The following is a 17,383-nucleotide window of genomic DNA, read 5'->3' on the forward strand; positions in this document are numbered from 1 at the left end:
GCTAGGCGTCGTGTGGCCTAGCGTCCCGGTGGCTGCTGGCGCATCCTGGTGCCCGGCTCGCCGGGGTCCGGCTTGCGGAAGTTGTCCGCTGCGGCGGCCTGGTGGCGGTGTTCGGGTGCGGGACGGCGCTTGCGGGTGCCGATCGGGCCTCCATGGAGCATCGGGTCGGCGCCGGCGCAGGGCCGGTCGTGGACCTCGTCGTAGTGCCGGCGGCAGCGGATGCACATCACGTCCGCGCTCTGAATCTTGGTCGTGGCGGGAACCCGGTAGATCCCCCGGCGGCGGGCGTAGGCGGCGCCCTGCGTGTCGACAGGGACGTACGCGGCGATCACCCACTCGTGGATGTCGGCGCCGGTGGCATCGTCGGCCTTGGTCGTGTCGGTGGTCATGCTGCACTCCCCTCGCCAGCGGGCGCCCTGTGGGTGGGGCCGGCTGGCAAGCAGCGGTTGTTCGGCGTCCTGTTCTGCCCGGGCCCGTAGCGCGGGGTCCCGGCTCGTTCGTCGCACGCGGCATCGTCCGCGGGTGGCCTTCGAGATGACTCGAAGGGGCGGTGTCGTCAGTAGGCGATGAGCCCGTGGTCTTCCAGCATGGATGCCTCTATGTCCCACATCTGTCTGCCGAGGGCCGCGAGTGCCGGCTCGGCTGCCGCCGCGCGAGGCAGGGCGATGGCGGCCAGGTGCGCGGCCTCGGCACCGTTGGGGATCACCGGGCCGATCGTGCCCAGGATCGTGTCACAGGCGGCGCGACTGCAGCGGTCGTCGCTGGAGGGGCCGATGACGAGCAGGTTGCCGTTCACGCCGAAGACCGGCGTGTGCTGGTAGGGGACGCTGTTCAGACGCGCCAAGTCACGCAGTTCGCGATCGGCGTCAGCGGACATGGGAGAGAGGTTGAGCCACCATGCCCCGGCGTCGAGGGCTTCGAGTGCCCCGGCAGCCGGGTGGGTGAGCACGTCGTGGAGTTCATCGAGTTCCTCGATGAAGGTGAGGAGCATTCCTGCCCCTGTAGCGGCCTCGCGCGGGGTAGGGTGCGCCGTCCAGCGCGTGTGGCTGTTGGTGGCCCCCTTCATGCCCCAGGTGTGAACTGGGTAGCGCGCTGCTGAGAGTCGGTTCGCGGTTTGATTTGCGTGCTGGCTTGATCCCAGCACGGCAAGAGTAAGCAACTGCCCCCTCCATTCTCGAAGTTGCGGATTCGGGCTTCCCCCCACGATCGACCGTAGTTGGTGATCGATGTTGAAGGGAATCTCCTCAGTGCACAGTTGGGTTATCACCGTTGCACATCGGCACGAACAGTACCCGCAGCATCGCTGTGCGTAGCAGATTCTGCCCGGGTGCGAAACTCACGAACAGGGCAGCGGCAGGGGGAGGTTGTACCGGCTGGAGATCGCGAGCACGACGTCGTAGGCGTCGGCGGACTGATTGAGTAGGTCACGCTGGAGGTGCTTCGTCGCCTGCCGCAGCCGCTTGCGGGCGGTCTGCGTGTGGATGCCGAGCGCCTGGGCCGTACGGGCGGTGTCGCCGTTGGCCACCACCCACTCCTTGAGAGTGCACGCCAGCTCCTGCGAGAGCGGGCGCAGGAACTCATCCCTCCACGCCCGTACGTCGGAGCTGGCCAGGTACTCCCGCAGGTCAGCCGGTCCGACATGGGCAGTCTCGCCAGCGTGGCCGTCCGCGATGAGGGCCTCCAGCGCAACCGCGGTGAGCGCCCTGTCGCGAAGGCTGTCGAGGTCGACCCCGAGGATGCCGGCCGCGGACCGGACGCGGTTGGCAACGGTGTTGCGGTGGGCACCGGTGAGTTCGGCAGTCGCGCGCACCGACGACTGGAGCGTGAGGTTGAGCGCCTGGATCAGCACGTCCCGGTCCGCTGCTCGCTGCCCGAGAAGCGGGTGCAGAACCGCGCTGGCCCAGCCGGGGTGAAGCTGGTTGAGCAGTTCGGGCAGTCGGCCCTGTTCGTTGTAGAGCGCGGACCGGCCGCTGGCGAGCTTGGCGTTGGCCAGGGCCCGCAGGGCGTGCCGGTAGGACTGCCCCGTCTCGGTCAGGGGCTTGATGGAGCTCCCGCCTAGGTAGCGGTGGCGCTGGCCGGCGACCAGACGGCACAGGGCGGCACCTACTTCGTCGTCGCCTGCTTCGGCGGGGCACGACCGAGGGGCGACGATGATCAGGTGCTCGTCGTAGACCGGGCACTGCACCACGATGGCGCGGCCAGCGAGGATACGCCGGCACTCCTCGTCGAGCTGCGCGCGCTCAAGCGGGCGGCTTTCCAGGATGTAGACGCGGGCGGTGTCCCGGTCGAGGAGCCCCGGGTAGAGGCTGGCCGAGGTCCGCTGGGCCTTGAAGACCTCGCCGGTCATCAGGAGCTGCAGGATCGCAACGCGCAGCGCGATCGCCGTGGCCTGGTGGTTGTGGACAGCGGTGTCGGCATCTTCCACGGCGAGGTGGAGGGAGATCAGGTCGGCCGCCCGGTTGGTGATCTGGGTGAGCCCGCGGTCGAAGGGGGCTTGCCGGGCCACGGCGAGAACGGCACGCGGCCGGGAGCTGCCGACAGCGACCAGGCGGATCTCGCGGCCGTCGTACTCGAAGGCTGCCGACTCGAGGGCGCCGACGGCGACCTGCGCGATCTTGTCGGCGACGGCGGTGAGCCCGTCGGCCGAACGCTGTGGGGCGGCGGCGATGAGCGCCCCGTCCCGGCCGATCAGCACGGCCCGGCCGGAGGTCTCGGAGGCGAGCCAGCGCACGATCCGGCCGGCGTGCCGGGCGTCGGAGGCGACGCGCGCATGTCCGAGCAGGCGGTCGCGCCACTCGATGGCCTGGCGCAGGCTGTCCATCCGCTCGCGGGTCACCGCGTCGGCGACATCGACCCAGGAGGTACGGGCGGGGATCGTGAGCAGCGGCACACGCAGGTGGGCCATGGCGTTGACGAGTTCGGCGGGCACGTGGCCGGTCGTGGAGACGATGGCCAGCGCTGCGGCGCCGGCGCCGGCGGTGCGGCTTACGAGACGTTCGAAGCCGGTGTCGACCGGGGCCCAGTCGTCCAGGTCGGCGATGGCGAGAGTTTCCGTGAGGCTGTTGCGTACTCGGGCCCGGTCGTTGGGACAGGCCGGCCACACGGCCGTGATGGCGCGCTCCAGGGTGCGCGGCTGTGTTCCTGGGAATTCCGTCAGGCCGAATTCGTCCATCTCGATGAGACGTTCCAGTGATGGCATGGTCCCCCCTCTGCTTAATCACCACGCTCCATGGAACGCGCGCATGCCAAATCTGCGACTCCCCCTCCGCAGGATCTGACTGTTCGCGCCCCCGAAGACAAGCCATCAAAACTCGACTCATCTCCCCTGTCAACGGGAATAGTTGGATCACTCATTACTGACTGATTGCCAGATATTTCGGGTGTCGTAGACATGATTTAGCCTGCCCGCCGGTCAGGCGATCACGCGGACGCGGCGCCGCCCGGTGTGCGGCTCGTAGGGGGCCAGCAGGACCGCCTCCCCGCGGTCTGGCGAGCTGACGCCGCGCCGCCGCATCGACCTCTTGGACTCGATGACGGTTCGGCCCCCCGAGTTGGTTTCCAGCTTCGGGGCGGATAGCTGGGCCTGGGTGCGGCGGTCGACGCGCAGCCGTAGCGAGCCCTGGCTATGGGGGGACAGCAGCGATCGCATGGCCAGCCACATCTCGTCCCGCTTGTTGGAGGGGCGCAGCGTGGCGGCCTCGTCGTCCCGGCCTGTGGCCTCGCTGGCGAGCACGGTGACGATCTGCGCGTGGTGGAGGCCTTCGCGCCGCCAGGCGTCCAGCAGGCCGGCGACACCCCAGCCGATGCCGACGCCGTCGATCTTGACGCGCACGGGGGTTGTGCTGCCGAGCGCGGAGGCGAGGTCCTGGGCGGCCTTGATCTCCCGCAGCACGACTCCGGCGACGACTACGGGGTCCGCGTTGTCCTGCCCGGCGGTGGCGTGGCGCAGTTCGATCAGGTCGCCGACGGAGCGGGCGATGGCGAACTCGTCTCCTCCGTCGGCGGCGACGTCCACTCCGAGCCTGACCCAGGCTCCGCGCCGCACCCGGTGGGCGCTGGTCTCGCCGTCCAGACCGAGGGCGTTGAGGGCGACGTAGTCCGGGCCGTCCGGTTCGGGGCTGTCGCTGGCGCGCTCGATCCAGGAGGAGGGGATAGCGCGGGCCTGGCCACCGCGGGGAAACCTCGCGTGCACTTTCGCCTGGACGAAGGGCGCGTCGTCTCCGTGGTCACGGATGGCCTCGTCCACCCACTGGGGGTCCACGAGGTGGGTGGCGAGCAGGTGCGCGGGGGCCTGGGGCGGGCAGGCGCGGCAGCGGCGGGTGCGTTCGCCGGACAGCAGAGGGGTGTCGTAGACGCTGATCGGCAACACCCGCACTGCGGGGTCGGCGCAGGTCTGCTCGAACCAGCTGCCTTCGTCGTCGGTGGGCGGGTTGCCGATCAACAGGGCACGGGTGTGCTCGCCGGTGAGCAGGCCGCGCATCGCGGCGCCGATGATCCGGCCGATGCCGCCGGCTTCGTCCACGATGACCATCAGGCGGGGCGCGTGGATGCCCTGGACGGCCGACTCGTCGTGCGGCGGGGCGCTGAAGCCGTAGGCGACCACGACGTCCGAGCCGTGACGGTCGGGCATCTTCCACTGGGCGACGCCGACTTCTCCGGGCAGGCCGGCCCGGGCAACGATCTGGCGGATGTGAGGCCACATCTGGCGCTGGACCTGGCGTGCCCGGGTGGCAGTAGTGACCGTGAGGGCGGTGCCGGGCGGGTGCACGACGGCGGACCATGTCGCGGCCCTCGCCGCAATGTGAGTCTTGCCGGAGCCGAAGCACGAGGGCACCGCGACGCGGCGGTTGTCGACCAGCGCTTCGAGGATGTCCCGCTGGCGGCTCCACTGGGATTCGCCGAGCACGTCCTCCACGAATCCGACCGGATCGTCGGCCCACAGGGCGTAGGGGGTGCCAGCCTCGGCGTCTGCTGCGGCGAGGACCTGCGCCCAGTCGCCGGTGTCGAGGGTGGCGTAGAAGCGCCGGCGGACCGCGGGCGCCGAGGCGGCGAGTTCTCCGTAGAGGCGACGGCCGAGCCTGCCGGGGCGCGGCGCTGGCACCGCGGGCAGCGGCTTGGTCACGTGGCCCTCCTGTCCGTGCCGGTCGGCAGGCCACGGTGCCGGAGCTGGGGCCGGGTGTCGCGCCGAGGGATCCGCAAAGAATTTACCTTGCTCTCTTTTATAGACCTGAGTCAATTTCTCTGCGAGGCTGGTACCGCCAGCCGGGGACCGCGACCCCCGGCCCCAACCTCAAGGAGACCAACCATGGCCCCGACCAACCCCTTCACCGCCCGACACGCGGCAGTCGCCTTCGCCCTCACCACTGCCTTCACCACCGGCATGGTCATCAGCACCCACCCGACCACCGCCCCGGCCAGCCCGGCGACCGTGACAGCCAGCCCCGCCCCGTCACAGCCCCTTCCCGTCACAGCCCCGGCGGCCCCCACCGTGGCCCCGCAGACCGCCCTGTCCCCGGCGGCGCTCTGCCCCGCCCCCGCCGACGCCCCGAACCCGGCCGCCGTCACCCTGCCCGAGACGCCCGCCACGGTCACCGTCACCGCCCCGCCGGTCACGATCACCGAGCCCGCACCGACGGTCACCGTCACCATCACGGCCACGCAGATCGTGACCGCCCCGACCGTCACAGCCCCCGCCCCGACCACCAGCACCACCCCGTTCCCGACCTCGGCCCCCTCTCCAGCCCCGAACACCCCGCGTACCCCCCAGCCGAGTCACTGATCGCAGACCGGGGCTCCTCCGACCGAGGAGCCCCGGTCCGGCAGGGACAGCACCCAGCCGCTCCCCGTCTTCGACGCCACCACCCCGAGCTGACGCCGTGCCCGCTGCACCGTTCGCGGGGCCAGCCCGACGGCCGCAGCCGCTGCCAGCACGTCCCGGGCCGGCACCGGGCCGGCCTCCAGCATGCGGCTCAGGAGCCTGTGAGCACTGGTGCTCGCCGGGCGCCGACGCGCCAGGTCCGCGCCGGTCATCGCCTCATCCCGGCCGCGCGCGGAACGGGTGCTCCACACCACGGGCCGGGTGCGGCCCGCTTGGTGGAACTGCAAGCCGCCCATGACCGTCCACCCGTGGCTGGCCACCGGCACCAACGCCATCGCCCCGTCCGCGCCGTGGACAGCCATGTGCACCGCAGCCGTATGGGCCGATCGGGACGCCACCCGCGCCCGCCGTGAGGACGACCAGCCCGCGCGCTTCGAGGCGTCCCGGACCGCCAAGACCGCCGTGTCGACACGGCGCGCGAGTTCCGCGAGTGCCCGCACCGCGCTCTCGACGGGCACGCGGTACGGACAGATCGTCATCAGGTCCACCACCACGAGGTCTGGCCGGTGCTCCCGCAGAAAGCGCTCCATCCGGTCGACGTCGCCGGGCAGGCGCAGCCCGCTCTGCCCGCCGCCTCGCCCGCCAAGAACGGCCGCCACTTCCAGCCGCTCGCTGCCCGGCCCGTAGGCCGCCAGCAGCTCCGCCGTCCGGTCGGCCGTCTGCGGCGATGCGAGCACCAGCACGGTGCGCGCCTCCTGCGGCTGCTGCCCGTCCGGCAGGGCCACCGCCACCGCCACCCTCACCGCGACGTCCAAGGCCACCGCCATGGCGCTCACGCCGTCCTCGCCGTCGATCAGACTCAGGCCCGCCGATGGCACATAGCCGGGCCAGATCCAGCCGGGGCCGTCGTCGAAGGCCGGCGGCGCTACCACGACGTACTCCGGCCCCAGCCTCAGCGCCGCCGCGACGTCCTGCATCTCGCATCCGCCAGCCAGGCAGTCCAGTTCCACCCGGCCTTCCCCGGCGGCCAGCACCAGCAGGGAGCCCTGCCGGTCGTCGTGCGCCGGGCAGCGGGCCAGCCAGCCACCTTCGGTCGACCGGACGTTCCCCCACCGGCGCAGCGCCGCCAGTACCGTCTCGTACTCCTGTGCCACGCGCCCTTCCTCCGTCGATCAGGTCTCAACTGGCCAACTCCACCGGCGGGCCGGTTCGTCCTCACACCATCAAGACGCCCGACGGCGCGATGGGTTGCTCTCCTGGGGCCGCGCAATGCAGGAGGCCGCGTGCGGCAGGTGCAGCCGCTCGTACGGCAGCAACGGCAATTCCGCGTGCGGCCTGCGCGAGCGGATGGTGCCGGTGCCGTCGCGGTAGACCGCGATGTTGCCGAGCACGCACGGGGCCGCGTCGACGGCCAGCCGCGCGCCGGCGGCGGTGATGGTCCAGTGCACGGCCGTCCCGCACCGGCGGCACCGCGCGAGGCCTCGCGTCGGCAGCACGCTCACGCCTCTCCGGCCGCCGCCGTGTCGCCCACAAGAAGGGCCGCCACCGCCCGCCAGCCGAACAGGGCAACGGCCTGCGCCTGGCCGTGGTCGGCGATCGCTTCCAGTACCTCCCCTGGGTCGGGGTCCGCCGCGCGTCCTCCGGGCAGCGCGGCCATCAGCGGCCGTTGTCCCGGCATCGATGCCGCACTGGCCGGCCGGGCCACACCGCCCGGCACCTCAGGAACCAGCGTCAGCGGCCGCTCGGCGACAGGGGCGGCTTCCTGGTCGCGGGCGATCGTGGTCTCGATCGAGGCGAACCGGTCCGCGACGCTCACCTGCGCCGCAGGATCTGGCCTTTGGCGTGCTGCCGTTCGGCGACCGGGCCGGGCCGGTCGCTCGGGTGCAGGACGTCCGGGCTGCTCCCGCTGCTCGCGCACCCACTTGCACCACAGGGCTTGCCAGTCTGCTCCGAGCGTGCCACGGCCGTGGTGCCAGTCCGCAAAAGCCGCCGTCACGGCCGCCAGCCCGACCGGGCCGCCGAGGCGGTCCAGATGGCCGTCGGCCGCCGCCCACGCCAGCGCCGCAGCGTCCGGCGAGAAGCCGTCGGGCAAGGGGTGCCGACGCGCTGCCGGCTCCCACCCACCCGCACCTTCCCCACCCACACCAGCCCCCTCCCTGCGGGAGGGGCGGGGAGGGGCCGGGCGCGTACGAGGACCCGAGGTATCCCTGGGGGACACGGGCATCTGGCCTGGGCTGTCCTCGCCGGACGGGGCACGGTTTGGTGCCGGATCGTCGGCGGAGCCGTCGCCGTTCGGCGGCGGGTTGCGCTGCTGGCGCTTCTTCTCCGCCGCGCGCCGACGCCGCTCCTGGACCTGGCGGCGGCTCGGGTTCGCGTCCAGGTAGCCGTGCATCACGTAGTCGCCGCGCCGGGGCTGGGGACAGCGCGCGCACGCGTGCCCGGCCTCGTGCCACAGCCCGGAGGCCAGCAGCTTGGCGATCTGCGTGGTGGTGCCGTTCTTCACCGCGACCGCCCCGGGGATCACCCCGTCGGTCAGGTGGGCGCTCGCGTAGGCACCGCAGCGCACCCACAGGCCAACGGCCGCGTTGCCCGCCGAGAGGATCTTGGGGTGGTCGTCCGTGCTGTCGCCGACGGCGAACCAGGGCATGCCGGTGTTCTCCTACCAAGGTGGGGTGCCGGGTCCGCAGTCCGGCATGGCGGTCGAGGGTGAGGCCAGCGCTCAGGCGGCGGTGTCGGCGGCCTGGTCGAGGCCCAGCAGGACACGCAGCTTCGCGGTCGGGACCAGGAGGCGACGGCCGACGGCGATCGTCGGGATGTCGCCGCGCCGGGCGGCGTTGTAGCTTGCGGCGCGCTCAAGACCGAGGACGCGGCCAGCTTCGGGCACGGTCATCGTCGGCTGGACCTGCGGGTCGGGAAGGGCGGGAACAGGGCTCGTCGTCATGCCCGCACTGTGGCCCGCGCCGGGCCCTACCGTCCCGCCGTCCACGACCGGTGCGGGCAGTTCCAGTGCGTGCCACACCAACTGCGCCGGTACACCGAAGGCCACATCGGTGCAGGTCAGCGCCCATGCGAGCCGCGAATGGCGGCCTTGGTGCGGGATTCCTCGCCGGTCAGGCCGGCCGTCCGCGACCGCGTCGAACAAGGCACACGACCGTGCGGCGTCGGCGTACCGGTGTTCTTCTCGTCTGCCCCGGTCCACGTCCGTCCATGTCGGCGGCCGCGCAGCGGACCCCGTCTAGCTTCGGCGTGACCCAACGCCACTGCCGCCCGTACGGTCGCGGCCAACTCCCCGCAACCGCACCGGCCTGTGCCCTGAGCAGCACAGTTCACTCCGTCACAGCCGGCGTCGACCGGCGCACCGGCGCGGTGATCTACCAACTCCCGCTCGTCGAACAGCCCTGCTTCGAGTTCGAGGGCGACCTGTACACCGACCAGGCCGCCGTCAGCACCGTGCAGCTGCGCCACGGCCTGCGCGGCCCCATCGAAGTCGTAGCCCGCGGCACCGATGGGAAGGTGGTCCGGGCCGCCTTCGAGCAAGCCCTAGAGCAGGCGGCGCAGCTGCACACCACCGCTCCCGAGACCGGCGGCGGCCACTCCCCGGAAAGCGATCGTCGCAGCGCAATGGCCATCTGGCCAAACCTCATGGGGCCGGAGCAAACTGCTCCGGCCCCATGAGGTTTGCTCCGCACCGGTCACGTCAGCCGCAGACCGCCATTGGGCACCGCGAGCCCGACCGAGCGGGGTATGACCCGTATTCGCTGCTGGTCCACAACGCTGCACGCTTCGTCGTAGTCGAGGCTGTAGAAGAACTCGCCCTTTCTCTGGCCCGAGTGCCGGCGGCGGAGTTCTCTAAGCACCGCCTGCTCCCAGGGGTAGGCATCGGCGACCAACTCGGAGACTCGGGCGTCGAACAGCACGTAGTCGCCGCGTTCTGCCATCGCGCGATGCTGGCGCAGCCGAGTCGCAAAGCTGGAGGTTCGCCCGACCTTCACGAAGGACGTCGTCGCGCTGGCGAACGACAACACGTAGAGCTGGTCCGTGCCTGGAATCCCAGGCTGTTCAGCGGCGGGACCCAACCGCCACAGCGCGAGCATCTCTACCAAGGCCACCAGGTCGGCGACTTCTTCGGACTCGCGGTCCGTACTGCCTGCGCGGAGTTTGCTTAGCAGCACCGCGCGGACCTGGTCCTCAGCGGGATGACCCGAGAGCACCTCGGGATCGATCTCGTACTCCACAAGTTGGGCGGCGTACTGTGACACAGACATGGGCGTCATCGCCGAAGCATTTCACAACCAACCACGTGCGTATGCCAGTTCACCCGTGCATGGGCCGCTTGCCGACGGCGAGCAACCTCCAGGCGTGGTCGACGCGGCATAACGGCCATCTGGCCGGATCCCATGGGGCCGGAACGATTCGCTCCAGCCCACTACCTGCTGCGCACCCACCACCCCAGCCACACGATGGCGGCGCTGCCCAGCGCGTGGCCGGAACCGCCCAGCACACCCCACCAGAACCGCCGAAGGCCGAGCCGGACCGCCGCCCTGCGCTGGTCTTCCCCTGCCATCGGGACCTGGCGCGAGACCTTCAACTTGCCCATCATTGGGCCTCCTTGTTTCGTCCGTTTGGGATCGCGGCCGCCCTGCGCGGGCCGCTGAAGCCAGCAGACCAGGTGCCCCGCCCGCGGATTCCGGGAGACCTCGGGGGGTTCTACCTCTGCCTCAGCGCGTAGCTGCATCGGGTGGCGCCGAGCTGAGGCCACGGCGCGCCCAACTTCCCTGCCAGTAGCGTGAACTCATGGTGAGAACCCCACCCAGCGCGGCCGACCAGTTACTGCTCCAGCTCGCCGCCGAGCGCGGCACGAAGGTGTCCGGCCGCCAGCTCGAACGCTGGCGTGCCCAGCCCAACCCGCTGCTGCCGGCCAACGCCCGCACCCGCCCAGGCCGCCCCGCCGGCGGAAGCGCTTCTACAGCCGACCCGGTTCTGGTGGACCTCGTCGTGTGGCTCGGCCAGCACAGCCGTCCCGGCGCCGACCCCTTGCACCTCGCGCTTGGCGCCTTCGGGGCCGGACTTCCTGTCCCGGAGGCGACCGTCCGCAAGGCGTTCGCGCGGCAGGTCGTCCGTCTTGCGGAACGGATCACCGACCAGGCCGGACCAGCGCCTGAGGCCGGTGACATCCAGGAGTGGGTGAGCGACCGGGCCGACGAGATCGCGCAGCGGAGTGCGCGCCGGATGTCCGGGGTGAACCGCCGGATCAGGGCGGTCGACAGGCAGCTGCGGCAGCTGCCCGCGGTCGCCGAGTTGTGGAAGTTCGCCGACGGCTTCGACCCGGACCGCTCCGACATCGAGCCCTTGGACAACACCGGCGTTCTGTTCCACGGTCTGGCGGCGGCCGTCGGCGGGGCCGACGGGATAACCCCGGAGGTGATCGCGCGGGTCGCCCGCGCCCAGGCGGGCCGAGACGTGCCGCAGTACACCGCCCGCCTTCTGGAGACCGACCCCCTCGACCCTCTTGCCGCCATCCGAACCACCCCGGCTCACCGATTGCCGGGACTACCTTCCGAAAGCGTCGTGAACCACGTCGCCTCGGTGGCCCAGGAAGCACCGCTGGAGCGGCTGCGGGCCGGCTGGGCTGCAGCTGGGGAGATGGCCGCCTGGGCTGAGGCACTCTGCCAGGCTGTCGAGGCCGAACTGTCGGTTGAGCCACCAGGTGGCGACGCATGCCTCGAATGGATCTTCGGCCAGCTCTTCGGCATCGGCAGGATGTACCTGATCAAGGGACTGGCTGAGCCCTCCCCCACCGCCGGCCAACAGGCGCTGACGGCGCTGGAGCTGGTCTTCTCCTTCGACGCGATCAACAGTGTGCTCGCCGCAACGGACTCGGACGGGCACGAGACGCTGCGCCGCCTCGCCCCGCGGTTCCTCCTCAAGCTGGCCGCCGTCGAGGCACCCTCTGCCCGGGCCACCAAAGCCTGACACGAATCCTGCAGTTGTGGGCGGCGGCAAATGCCTGATGATTCTGCGCACTCGCGGCATGACGCCCCTGTCAATAGTGATCACTAATTGACAGGGGCGATCAATTTCAAAAGTGGAACCAGCTCCACATGCCAATAAGTACGATAAGCTGTCACCTTATCGAGTGAACAGTTCTTTGGCCTGCAGGCAGCGCCGTTTCCAGGTTCGTAGCGTTGCAGTTAGTCCGAACGAGCCACGACCAACCGGTGCCAGTAGCGGGAAACGCCACTTTCCGCCTGTTCACACCGGCATGCTGCGCTGCGTTTGTCGAAGGGCGCCGCGTAAGAAATGGTTCCCCTTCGACGGCCTGGCCACCCGATGGATATCGAGTGGCCAGCTACTGCATGAAGCCCGCTGCTCGACCAGCAGCGGGCTCGCACGCTTCACCAAGGAGGAGAGACAGTGCCCACCTACTTGCATTGGCGACCTGTCTCTCCTCCTTCTGTCCCGCCTCGCTCGACCCCGGACTCGTCGGCCTGCGCTGGCCCGCGCTTCACCGACACGACCCGGTGCAGGCCAGTCGCGCGGAGGACCTTGCCGACGGCCCGTCGTACCGGACGCACGATTCGTGTATTGATCACCGGCCAGTCGCGCCTGACCAGGCGGGCGGCCGCAGCGGTCGCTGCGTCCTCCATGGAGGCCCCGTGTTCCAGGTGGGCCACCATGGCGGCTAGCGCCGGGTCGAGCTGCTCGGGCGACTCCGGCGTACGCGTGCACCCATGCGGGCACTCCCAAGAACGGGCCGCAGGACACTGCGGCTCGCCCGAATTGATGTTCGGGCAACGTGCAGGGATGTCACTCATGTGATTCACCTGTGCATTCATGCCCCGGCGGCCTGGACGAGGCCGGCAAAACTTTGCCCAGGCCGCTGGGGTCATTCGAGCGGATTTAAGGAATGACAGACAAGCGTCGTTCTCCCTGAGAACGACTGAGGTCCAGTCGAGTCACTCCCATGCATCCTTCGGCTTAATAAATGCCGATTCCTGCCCCCGCTCAGGATTTCTGTGATATGCGCCGCCATCCGCCCGAAATGGCGTGAGCGCCTCACAATTCACCGCCGCGCCTGCCGGACCCGAATTCGCCCCGACTCACTCCACAGCCACACCTTCGTCAGCCCACCCCGGACGGTCAGAGCTGGCGGAAGGCCCTTCCCGATGCCCTGCACCGACGGGCAGGCGCACCCTTGCAGACGTACAGCACCGCCCGATCCGGACTGCAGGCAGCACCGGTGAGGGCCGGGGTCCGCCACGGGACCCCGGCCCTCGGCGCTCAGGCTCGACGGCGTTCGAAGAAGACGAGGAACGGGGTGACGAACCCGCTCGCCTCCACCGGTGTGGTGTGGCCGACGATCACCAGAAGTACGCCGGCCGCAAGCGCGGCGCCGTACACGCCGGCGCGCACCGGGCTGTCGCCCGGTCCGGCCGCAGTGGTGGAAACGGCGTTGTCCCGCTGATCCGGGGGTTCAGCCATACTGGAAGGGCTCCTGTTCACGTGAGGGCAGGACAGTCATCGCCCGCAGCGCCTGATGAACTCTGCGGGCGACGTTCTACGACGAGGTCGGGGCTCGGCCAGGCACGGCCAGCGCCCCGACCTCAGTCGAAGCTTGAGGTGAAGGCGCCGTCCTCCTCCAGCCAGATGACCTCGACCATGATCGAGCCGCACAGGTCGATGAGGTCCTGGCGGGGCTTGGCCCCGGTGAGGACGGCGAGCCGCGGTGTGGGAGATAGGAACCGACGGAAGTCGAGGAGCTGGCCGATCGCCAGTCGCATGGCCTGCCGCGTCGGGCTCGGCTTGCACTCGATCAGCACGTTGTCGGTCCGGTCATAGAGGTCGGTGCTGAACAGCCGCACTTCGCCGGGCGGCTGGATCTGGTATCGCCGTACCTCATGACCAAGGCCCTTAAGGTGTACGCGGTACCGGTCGGACAGCTCTCCTTCGGCGATCTGGATGGACCGGTGAACGCGCTCGCTGGGGAGCAGGCGCACGATCGCCGAGTCCTCTTCGACGATCAAGGGGTCCAGGTGTGGCGTCACCACGGCAACCGGGGCGCCCGCTGCCGTCTCGCCCACCGGTCGCAACCGGAAGACGATCACCGTACGAAGGTAGCCATCGTCATCGGGCGCGTCCGCGGAGATGAAGGGCTCTTTCGGGTCGACCTCGAACTGGCCAAGACACCGGTAGGCAGCGGAGCTCGACATCTCCCGCCGCCACACGAAGACGTCTCGGCCAGCCTCTTTGTGCGTCAGGAGGGCCCGATTGCCTTGAGTGAGCGACTGGTCGCCCTTCCGGCCCATGCCGGTGTAGAGGTAGACGCCGGCCTCGTCGAATCCGTCCGGCATCCCGAACTTCGCGATGTGGGCAGGGTCGGAGAAGACGTGGATCATGCCGGCCTGCGCAGCGATCGAAATCCCGCTCTGCCGGTTGCCTCCGTACGCCTCGTGAAGCTCAGACCGAAGCATCACCTCGCCGGGCCCAGGTCGCTTGCTCATCTACGCCTCCTCTCGACCATAGAGCAACCTTGCCATAGAAGCATGACGCTAATCCGGCACGCTTTTACCCAACCGCCAGGACGCCTGAAGCATCTACGTGGCCCTGACCTGCATATATCTCGAATCGCCAACGGAGGACCCAAATCAGTCGAGATCATATCGTTACAGAAATCACCAGTTCAGATCTCTTGACGGCTGGCCAGTCGAACAGGTAATCGAATAATGGCCCTATGTCGACCACGCGCTCCCTGCCCCAACTACCGGGGAGCAGCAACGTGACGCCGCGGTCGCCCCCGCAGCCCTGATGACGCTGCCGGGAGTCAGCCGCGACCACAGGCAATGGCGGCTGGTCGAGATCCGGCGGCGGGGGTGCTGGCAGCCGGCGATGCTGACCATTTGGCGGCGGCCGCCAGGCAGTCCGCTCTGGGTGGTCCACGTGATGTGAAGCTCCGACCCCGACGGCGGGTGGGGGTGGTTCGTGTTCTCGGACGCGACGATCCGTCCTGTTCCCGATCCCGGCGATGCGGCGCCGGCAGGCGCCCCGCTCTTCGGCCGGTGGCGCGACGCCGTAGCCGTGCCACGCGAACTCGCACCGCTTCCGGCGCGGATCTGGGCGATCAGGAGCATTGACAGTTGGCCTGGATCAGGGTCGCCGGTGCGTGGCGGTCCGGGCTTGTAACTGCCGTCCGCAGGCCGGCTCCGACGATGCCGTGGATCGCGTACTGGGGGAGGACAAGCAGGTCGGCTGGCTGGTGCACGACGGGCAGGCAGTGCTCCTGGCCGCCAACACCGCAGGTGCACACGGGGAGTGAGGAGTCGGTCCGAACGTGGACCTTGTTGGACCGCCCCGGACATGGGTGGCAAGGGCCCGGAGGGGGCGCTTCGGGGGCGCTATCCCCGCTCCATCCCCGCGTGGGGATAAAGCGGCCCCGGACTCCTTACATTCGTCACAGACCGTAGCTGCCGTCCCGCGTCTACCGTCACATTCAGCGTGCTCCGGGCCATCTCCGTGGTGCTCCGGCCGCGACCCACCAGGCAAGAACGCCATTTACGGCCTGCCTCGCTGCCAGCGCCACAAACCGCCCCCTCTGCCCGGCGTGACCTGCGCGGACTCCCGTGGCAGCAGGCCCTCGTCAGCGGTCGCAGACGTCAGGCCGCCTTCCACCCGGCATGCCTGCAGAGGCTCGACGCGCTTCGAAGAACGACCCGTGCGTACGGTCTGCCCCGTTCAGCACGCCAAGCCCTGTTCCGCCCGTCCAGGCGGACAGGTGAGTGTGGGCGTGCCCAGCCGAGCCCGAGCGGCTCCACCGCCCCATCAGAGGGAGACCATGCGCATTCGACCCCACGTTCCCACCGCAAGCCGGCTTTCGCTTCCGACCTCGTCCGTCGCCGCGGCCCCCACCTACGAGGTCGACCCGGCGCCGGAATTCGACCTGCTGCACAGCGGCTGGTACTCGACCGAGGAACTCGCCTTGCTGTTGAAGGTCGACCCCTCGACCCTGCGGCGCTGGCGCTCCGCCACTCCCCCTCAGGGCCCGCCCTTCGTCCAAATCGCGCCCAGGCTCTACCTGTACAGCATCCCCGACACCCAGCTGTGGCTCGCCCAGAAGCGCACCGACCCATCCGAGGCAGCCTGAATGCCCGACCACACCCCGCTCATCCCCATGGGTGTCGACCTCACCGACGACATCGAGCACCGCCCCGACCGCCGCCCGCAGTTCCGCTACCGCGCCCGCGTGCGCTGGACGGACCCCAACGGCGGCGGCCGCAAGTCGGCTTCCTCCTCCGTCCCCACAGAGGAGGAAGCCAAGGCCTGGATCGCCCGCATGCAGCGGGCCGCAGCACGTGGCATCACCCCCAAGACCCTCACCATGACCCTCGCCGAGTACGGCGACGAGAACTGGGACCTGGCGATGCGCGGCCTGGAGACCACCACCCTCGACCCCTACACCGCCGGCTGGAAGCTGCGCGTCACCCCAGTCCTCGGCCACATACCCGTCACCAGCATCACCAACGGCATCACCGACCGGGCCCTCCACTCCTGGATCGCCGAAGGACTCAGCATCTCCTCCGTCAAGAACAGCCTCGCCCCGCTCGTGCGCATCATGGAGCAAGCCGTCCGCGACGGCCTCATCGACTTCAACCCCTCCCGCATGAGCGGCTGGCAACGCCTCTACAAGAAAGCCGAAGACGAACTCGACGACCCCCGCTCCCTCGCCCTCGCCGACTGGGACACCCTCGACGAACTCGCCAACGCCTTGGTCGAGCGCTCCCACAATCACTACCGCGGCTGGGGCGACATCGTCCGCTTCGCTGCCTGCACCGCCGCCCGTATCGGCGAGGTCTCCGGCGTCCGCGTCAAGGACATCAACCGCTTCGACTGGACCTGGGACCTGTGCCGCCAGACCACCACCGGCCCCGGCGGCCTCATCGACAAAGGCACCAAGGGCAAGCGGCGCCGCACCGTCCCCATCATCGAAGAGATCCGCGACCTCGTGAACTGGCGCATGAACGTTGTCGGAAACGACCCCATGGCGCGCCTCTTCACCGGACCACGCGGCGGCCGCGTCACCACCGCCATCCTGCGCGACGCCACCCACTGGGACGAAGTCGTCGTCAGCCTCGGCTACGAGTACCTGCGCCGACACGACCTCCGGCACACCGGCCTCACCTGGCTCGCCGACGCCGGCGTCCCCATCCACGTCCTCCAGAAGATCGCCGGACACGGCCACATCACCACCACCCAGCGATACCTCCACCCGGACAAGAGCTCCATCGAGAAGGCCGGCCAGACCCTCAGCAGGCACCTGTCAGCAGGCCGAAGCACCACGCAAGTTGCAACATCCGCCTGTCCAGCGTCAGCAGAGGTTCCGGCGCGTCATCTACGCCTCGTCCAGTGAACGGCCGTAAGGGCGGCCGTTCGGGGCGGATCTGCCGCGAGACCCACGAGCCGTGGCAATCGAGTCAGAAGCAAGGGGAGCTCTCGTGCGGCCCCGCCAGCAACCAAGTCCCGGAGTTGGGCGCTCGCGGACGTGGAACCCCAAAGCTCCACCAGATCCGAACG

The 17,383-nt window shown here is 69.9% G+C and carries 17 protein-coding genes; 5 read left to right on the top strand and 12 right to left on the bottom strand.

Going from position 1 to position 17,383, the window contains the following annotated elements; genetic code table 11:
* Positions 1-17: 17 nt before the first annotated feature.
* The 4 genes from ACIP4P_RS29850 to ACIP4P_RS29865 all read right to left on the bottom strand — a co-directional run bounded on the left by ACIP4P_RS29850 (position 18) and on the right by ACIP4P_RS29865 (position 5,122).
* On the bottom strand, positions 18-389 hold the full coding sequence (locus tag ACIP4P_RS29850; protein WP_400923729.1) for a hypothetical protein: 372 nt from the start codon (positions 387-389) through the stop codon (positions 18-20).
* Between the two features lie 167 nt (positions 390-556).
* Positions 557-991: a hypothetical protein gene (locus ACIP4P_RS29855; RefSeq protein WP_400923731.1), complete on the bottom strand. Its 435-nt coding sequence runs from the start codon at positions 989-991 to the stop codon at positions 557-559.
* Positions 992-1,336: 345 nt separating this feature from the next.
* On the bottom strand, positions 1,337-3,199 hold the full coding sequence (locus ACIP4P_RS29860; protein ID WP_400923733.1) for a helix-turn-helix domain-containing protein: 1,863 nt from the start codon (positions 3,197-3,199) through the stop codon (positions 1,337-1,339).
* Positions 3,200-3,412: 213 nt separating this feature from the next.
* On the bottom strand, positions 3,413-5,122 hold the full coding sequence (locus tag ACIP4P_RS29865; protein ID WP_400923735.1) for a DEAD/DEAH box helicase family protein: 1,710 nt from the start codon (positions 5,120-5,122) through the stop codon (positions 3,413-3,415).
* A 183-nt stretch (positions 5,123-5,305) separates the two neighbouring features.
* On the opposite strand from ACIP4P_RS29865, the gene ACIP4P_RS29870 reads away from it, so the two are divergent.
* Positions 5,306-5,779, top strand: a complete 474-nt coding sequence (locus ACIP4P_RS29870) for a hypothetical protein (RefSeq protein ID WP_400923737.1) — start codon at positions 5,306-5,308, stop codon at positions 5,777-5,779.
* Here the strand turns inward: ACIP4P_RS29870 and ACIP4P_RS29875 are convergent.
* The 4 genes from ACIP4P_RS29875 to ACIP4P_RS29890 form a co-directional block, all read right to left on the bottom strand.
* A complete protein-coding gene (locus ACIP4P_RS29875; protein ID WP_400923739.1) occupies positions 5,773-6,972 on the bottom strand; it encodes an AAA family ATPase in 1,200 nt (399 codons plus the stop codon). The genes ACIP4P_RS29870 and ACIP4P_RS29875 overlap by 7 nt on opposite strands.
* A 69-nt stretch (positions 6,973-7,041) precedes the next feature.
* Entirely contained in the window at positions 7,042-7,266 is a 225-nt protein-coding gene (locus ACIP4P_RS29880) for a hypothetical protein (RefSeq protein WP_400923741.1), read from the bottom strand.
* Positions 7,267-7,316: 50 nt separating this feature from the next.
* Positions 7,317-8,465 carry a hypothetical protein gene (locus tag ACIP4P_RS29885; protein WP_400923743.1) on the bottom strand — a complete coding sequence of 383 codons (1,149 nt, stop codon included), beginning with the start codon at positions 8,463-8,465 and terminating at the stop codon, positions 7,317-7,319.
* A 72-nt stretch (positions 8,466-8,537) separates the two neighbouring features.
* Positions 8,538-8,960, bottom strand: coding sequence for a helix-turn-helix domain-containing protein (locus ACIP4P_RS29890; protein WP_400923745.1), 423 nt, complete (start codon positions 8,958-8,960; stop codon positions 8,538-8,540).
* Between the two features lie 224 nt (positions 8,961-9,184).
* On the opposite strand from ACIP4P_RS29890, the gene ACIP4P_RS29895 reads away from it, so the two are divergent.
* Positions 9,185-9,493 (top strand): hypothetical protein, encoded by a 309-nt coding sequence (locus ACIP4P_RS29895; protein ID WP_400923747.1) that lies wholly within the window; start codon positions 9,185-9,187, stop codon positions 9,491-9,493.
* A gap of 17 nt (positions 9,494-9,510) precedes the next feature.
* On the opposite strand, the gene ACIP4P_RS29900 is transcribed toward ACIP4P_RS29895, so the two are convergent.
* On the bottom strand, positions 9,511-10,053 hold the full coding sequence (locus tag ACIP4P_RS29900) for a GIY-YIG nuclease family protein (RefSeq protein WP_400923750.1): 543 nt from the start codon (positions 10,051-10,053) through the stop codon (positions 9,511-9,513).
* A gap of 191 nt (positions 10,054-10,244) precedes the next feature.
* Complete coding sequence (locus ACIP4P_RS29905) at positions 10,245-10,415, bottom strand: hypothetical protein (RefSeq protein ID WP_400923752.1); 171 nt, start codon at positions 10,413-10,415, stop codon at positions 10,245-10,247.
* A gap of 197 nt (positions 10,416-10,612) precedes the next feature.
* On the opposite strand from ACIP4P_RS29905, the gene ACIP4P_RS29910 reads away from it, so the two are divergent.
* Entirely contained in the window at positions 10,613-11,791 is a 1,179-nt protein-coding gene (locus tag ACIP4P_RS29910) for a hypothetical protein (protein ID WP_400923754.1), read from the top strand.
* Positions 11,792-13,099: 1,308 nt separating this feature from the next.
* On the opposite strand, the gene ACIP4P_RS29915 is transcribed toward ACIP4P_RS29910, so the two are convergent.
* Positions 13,100-13,300 carry a hypothetical protein gene (locus tag ACIP4P_RS29915; RefSeq protein WP_400923756.1) on the bottom strand — a complete coding sequence of 67 codons (201 nt, stop codon included), beginning with the start codon at positions 13,298-13,300 and terminating at the stop codon, positions 13,100-13,102.
* A gap of 122 nt (positions 13,301-13,422) precedes the next feature.
* Positions 13,423-14,319 carry a restriction endonuclease gene (locus ACIP4P_RS29920; RefSeq protein WP_400923758.1) on the bottom strand — a complete coding sequence of 299 codons (897 nt, stop codon included), beginning with the start codon at positions 14,317-14,319 and terminating at the stop codon, positions 13,423-13,425.
* A 1,328-nt stretch (positions 14,320-15,647) separates the two neighbouring features.
* On the opposite strand from ACIP4P_RS29920, the gene ACIP4P_RS29925 reads away from it, so the two are divergent.
* A complete protein-coding gene (locus ACIP4P_RS29925) occupies positions 15,648-15,956 on the top strand; it encodes a helix-turn-helix domain-containing protein (RefSeq protein WP_400923760.1) in 309 nt (102 codons plus the stop codon).
* On the top strand, positions 15,957-17,219 hold the full coding sequence (locus tag ACIP4P_RS29930) for a tyrosine-type recombinase/integrase (protein ID WP_400923762.1): 1,263 nt from the start codon (positions 15,957-15,959) through the stop codon (positions 17,217-17,219).
* Positions 17,220-17,383: the final 164 nt, after the last annotated feature.

This window comes from Kitasatospora sp. NPDC089509, assembly GCF_044749365.1.
Lineage (GTDB): Bacteria > Actinomycetota > Actinomycetes > Streptomycetales > Streptomycetaceae > Kitasatospora.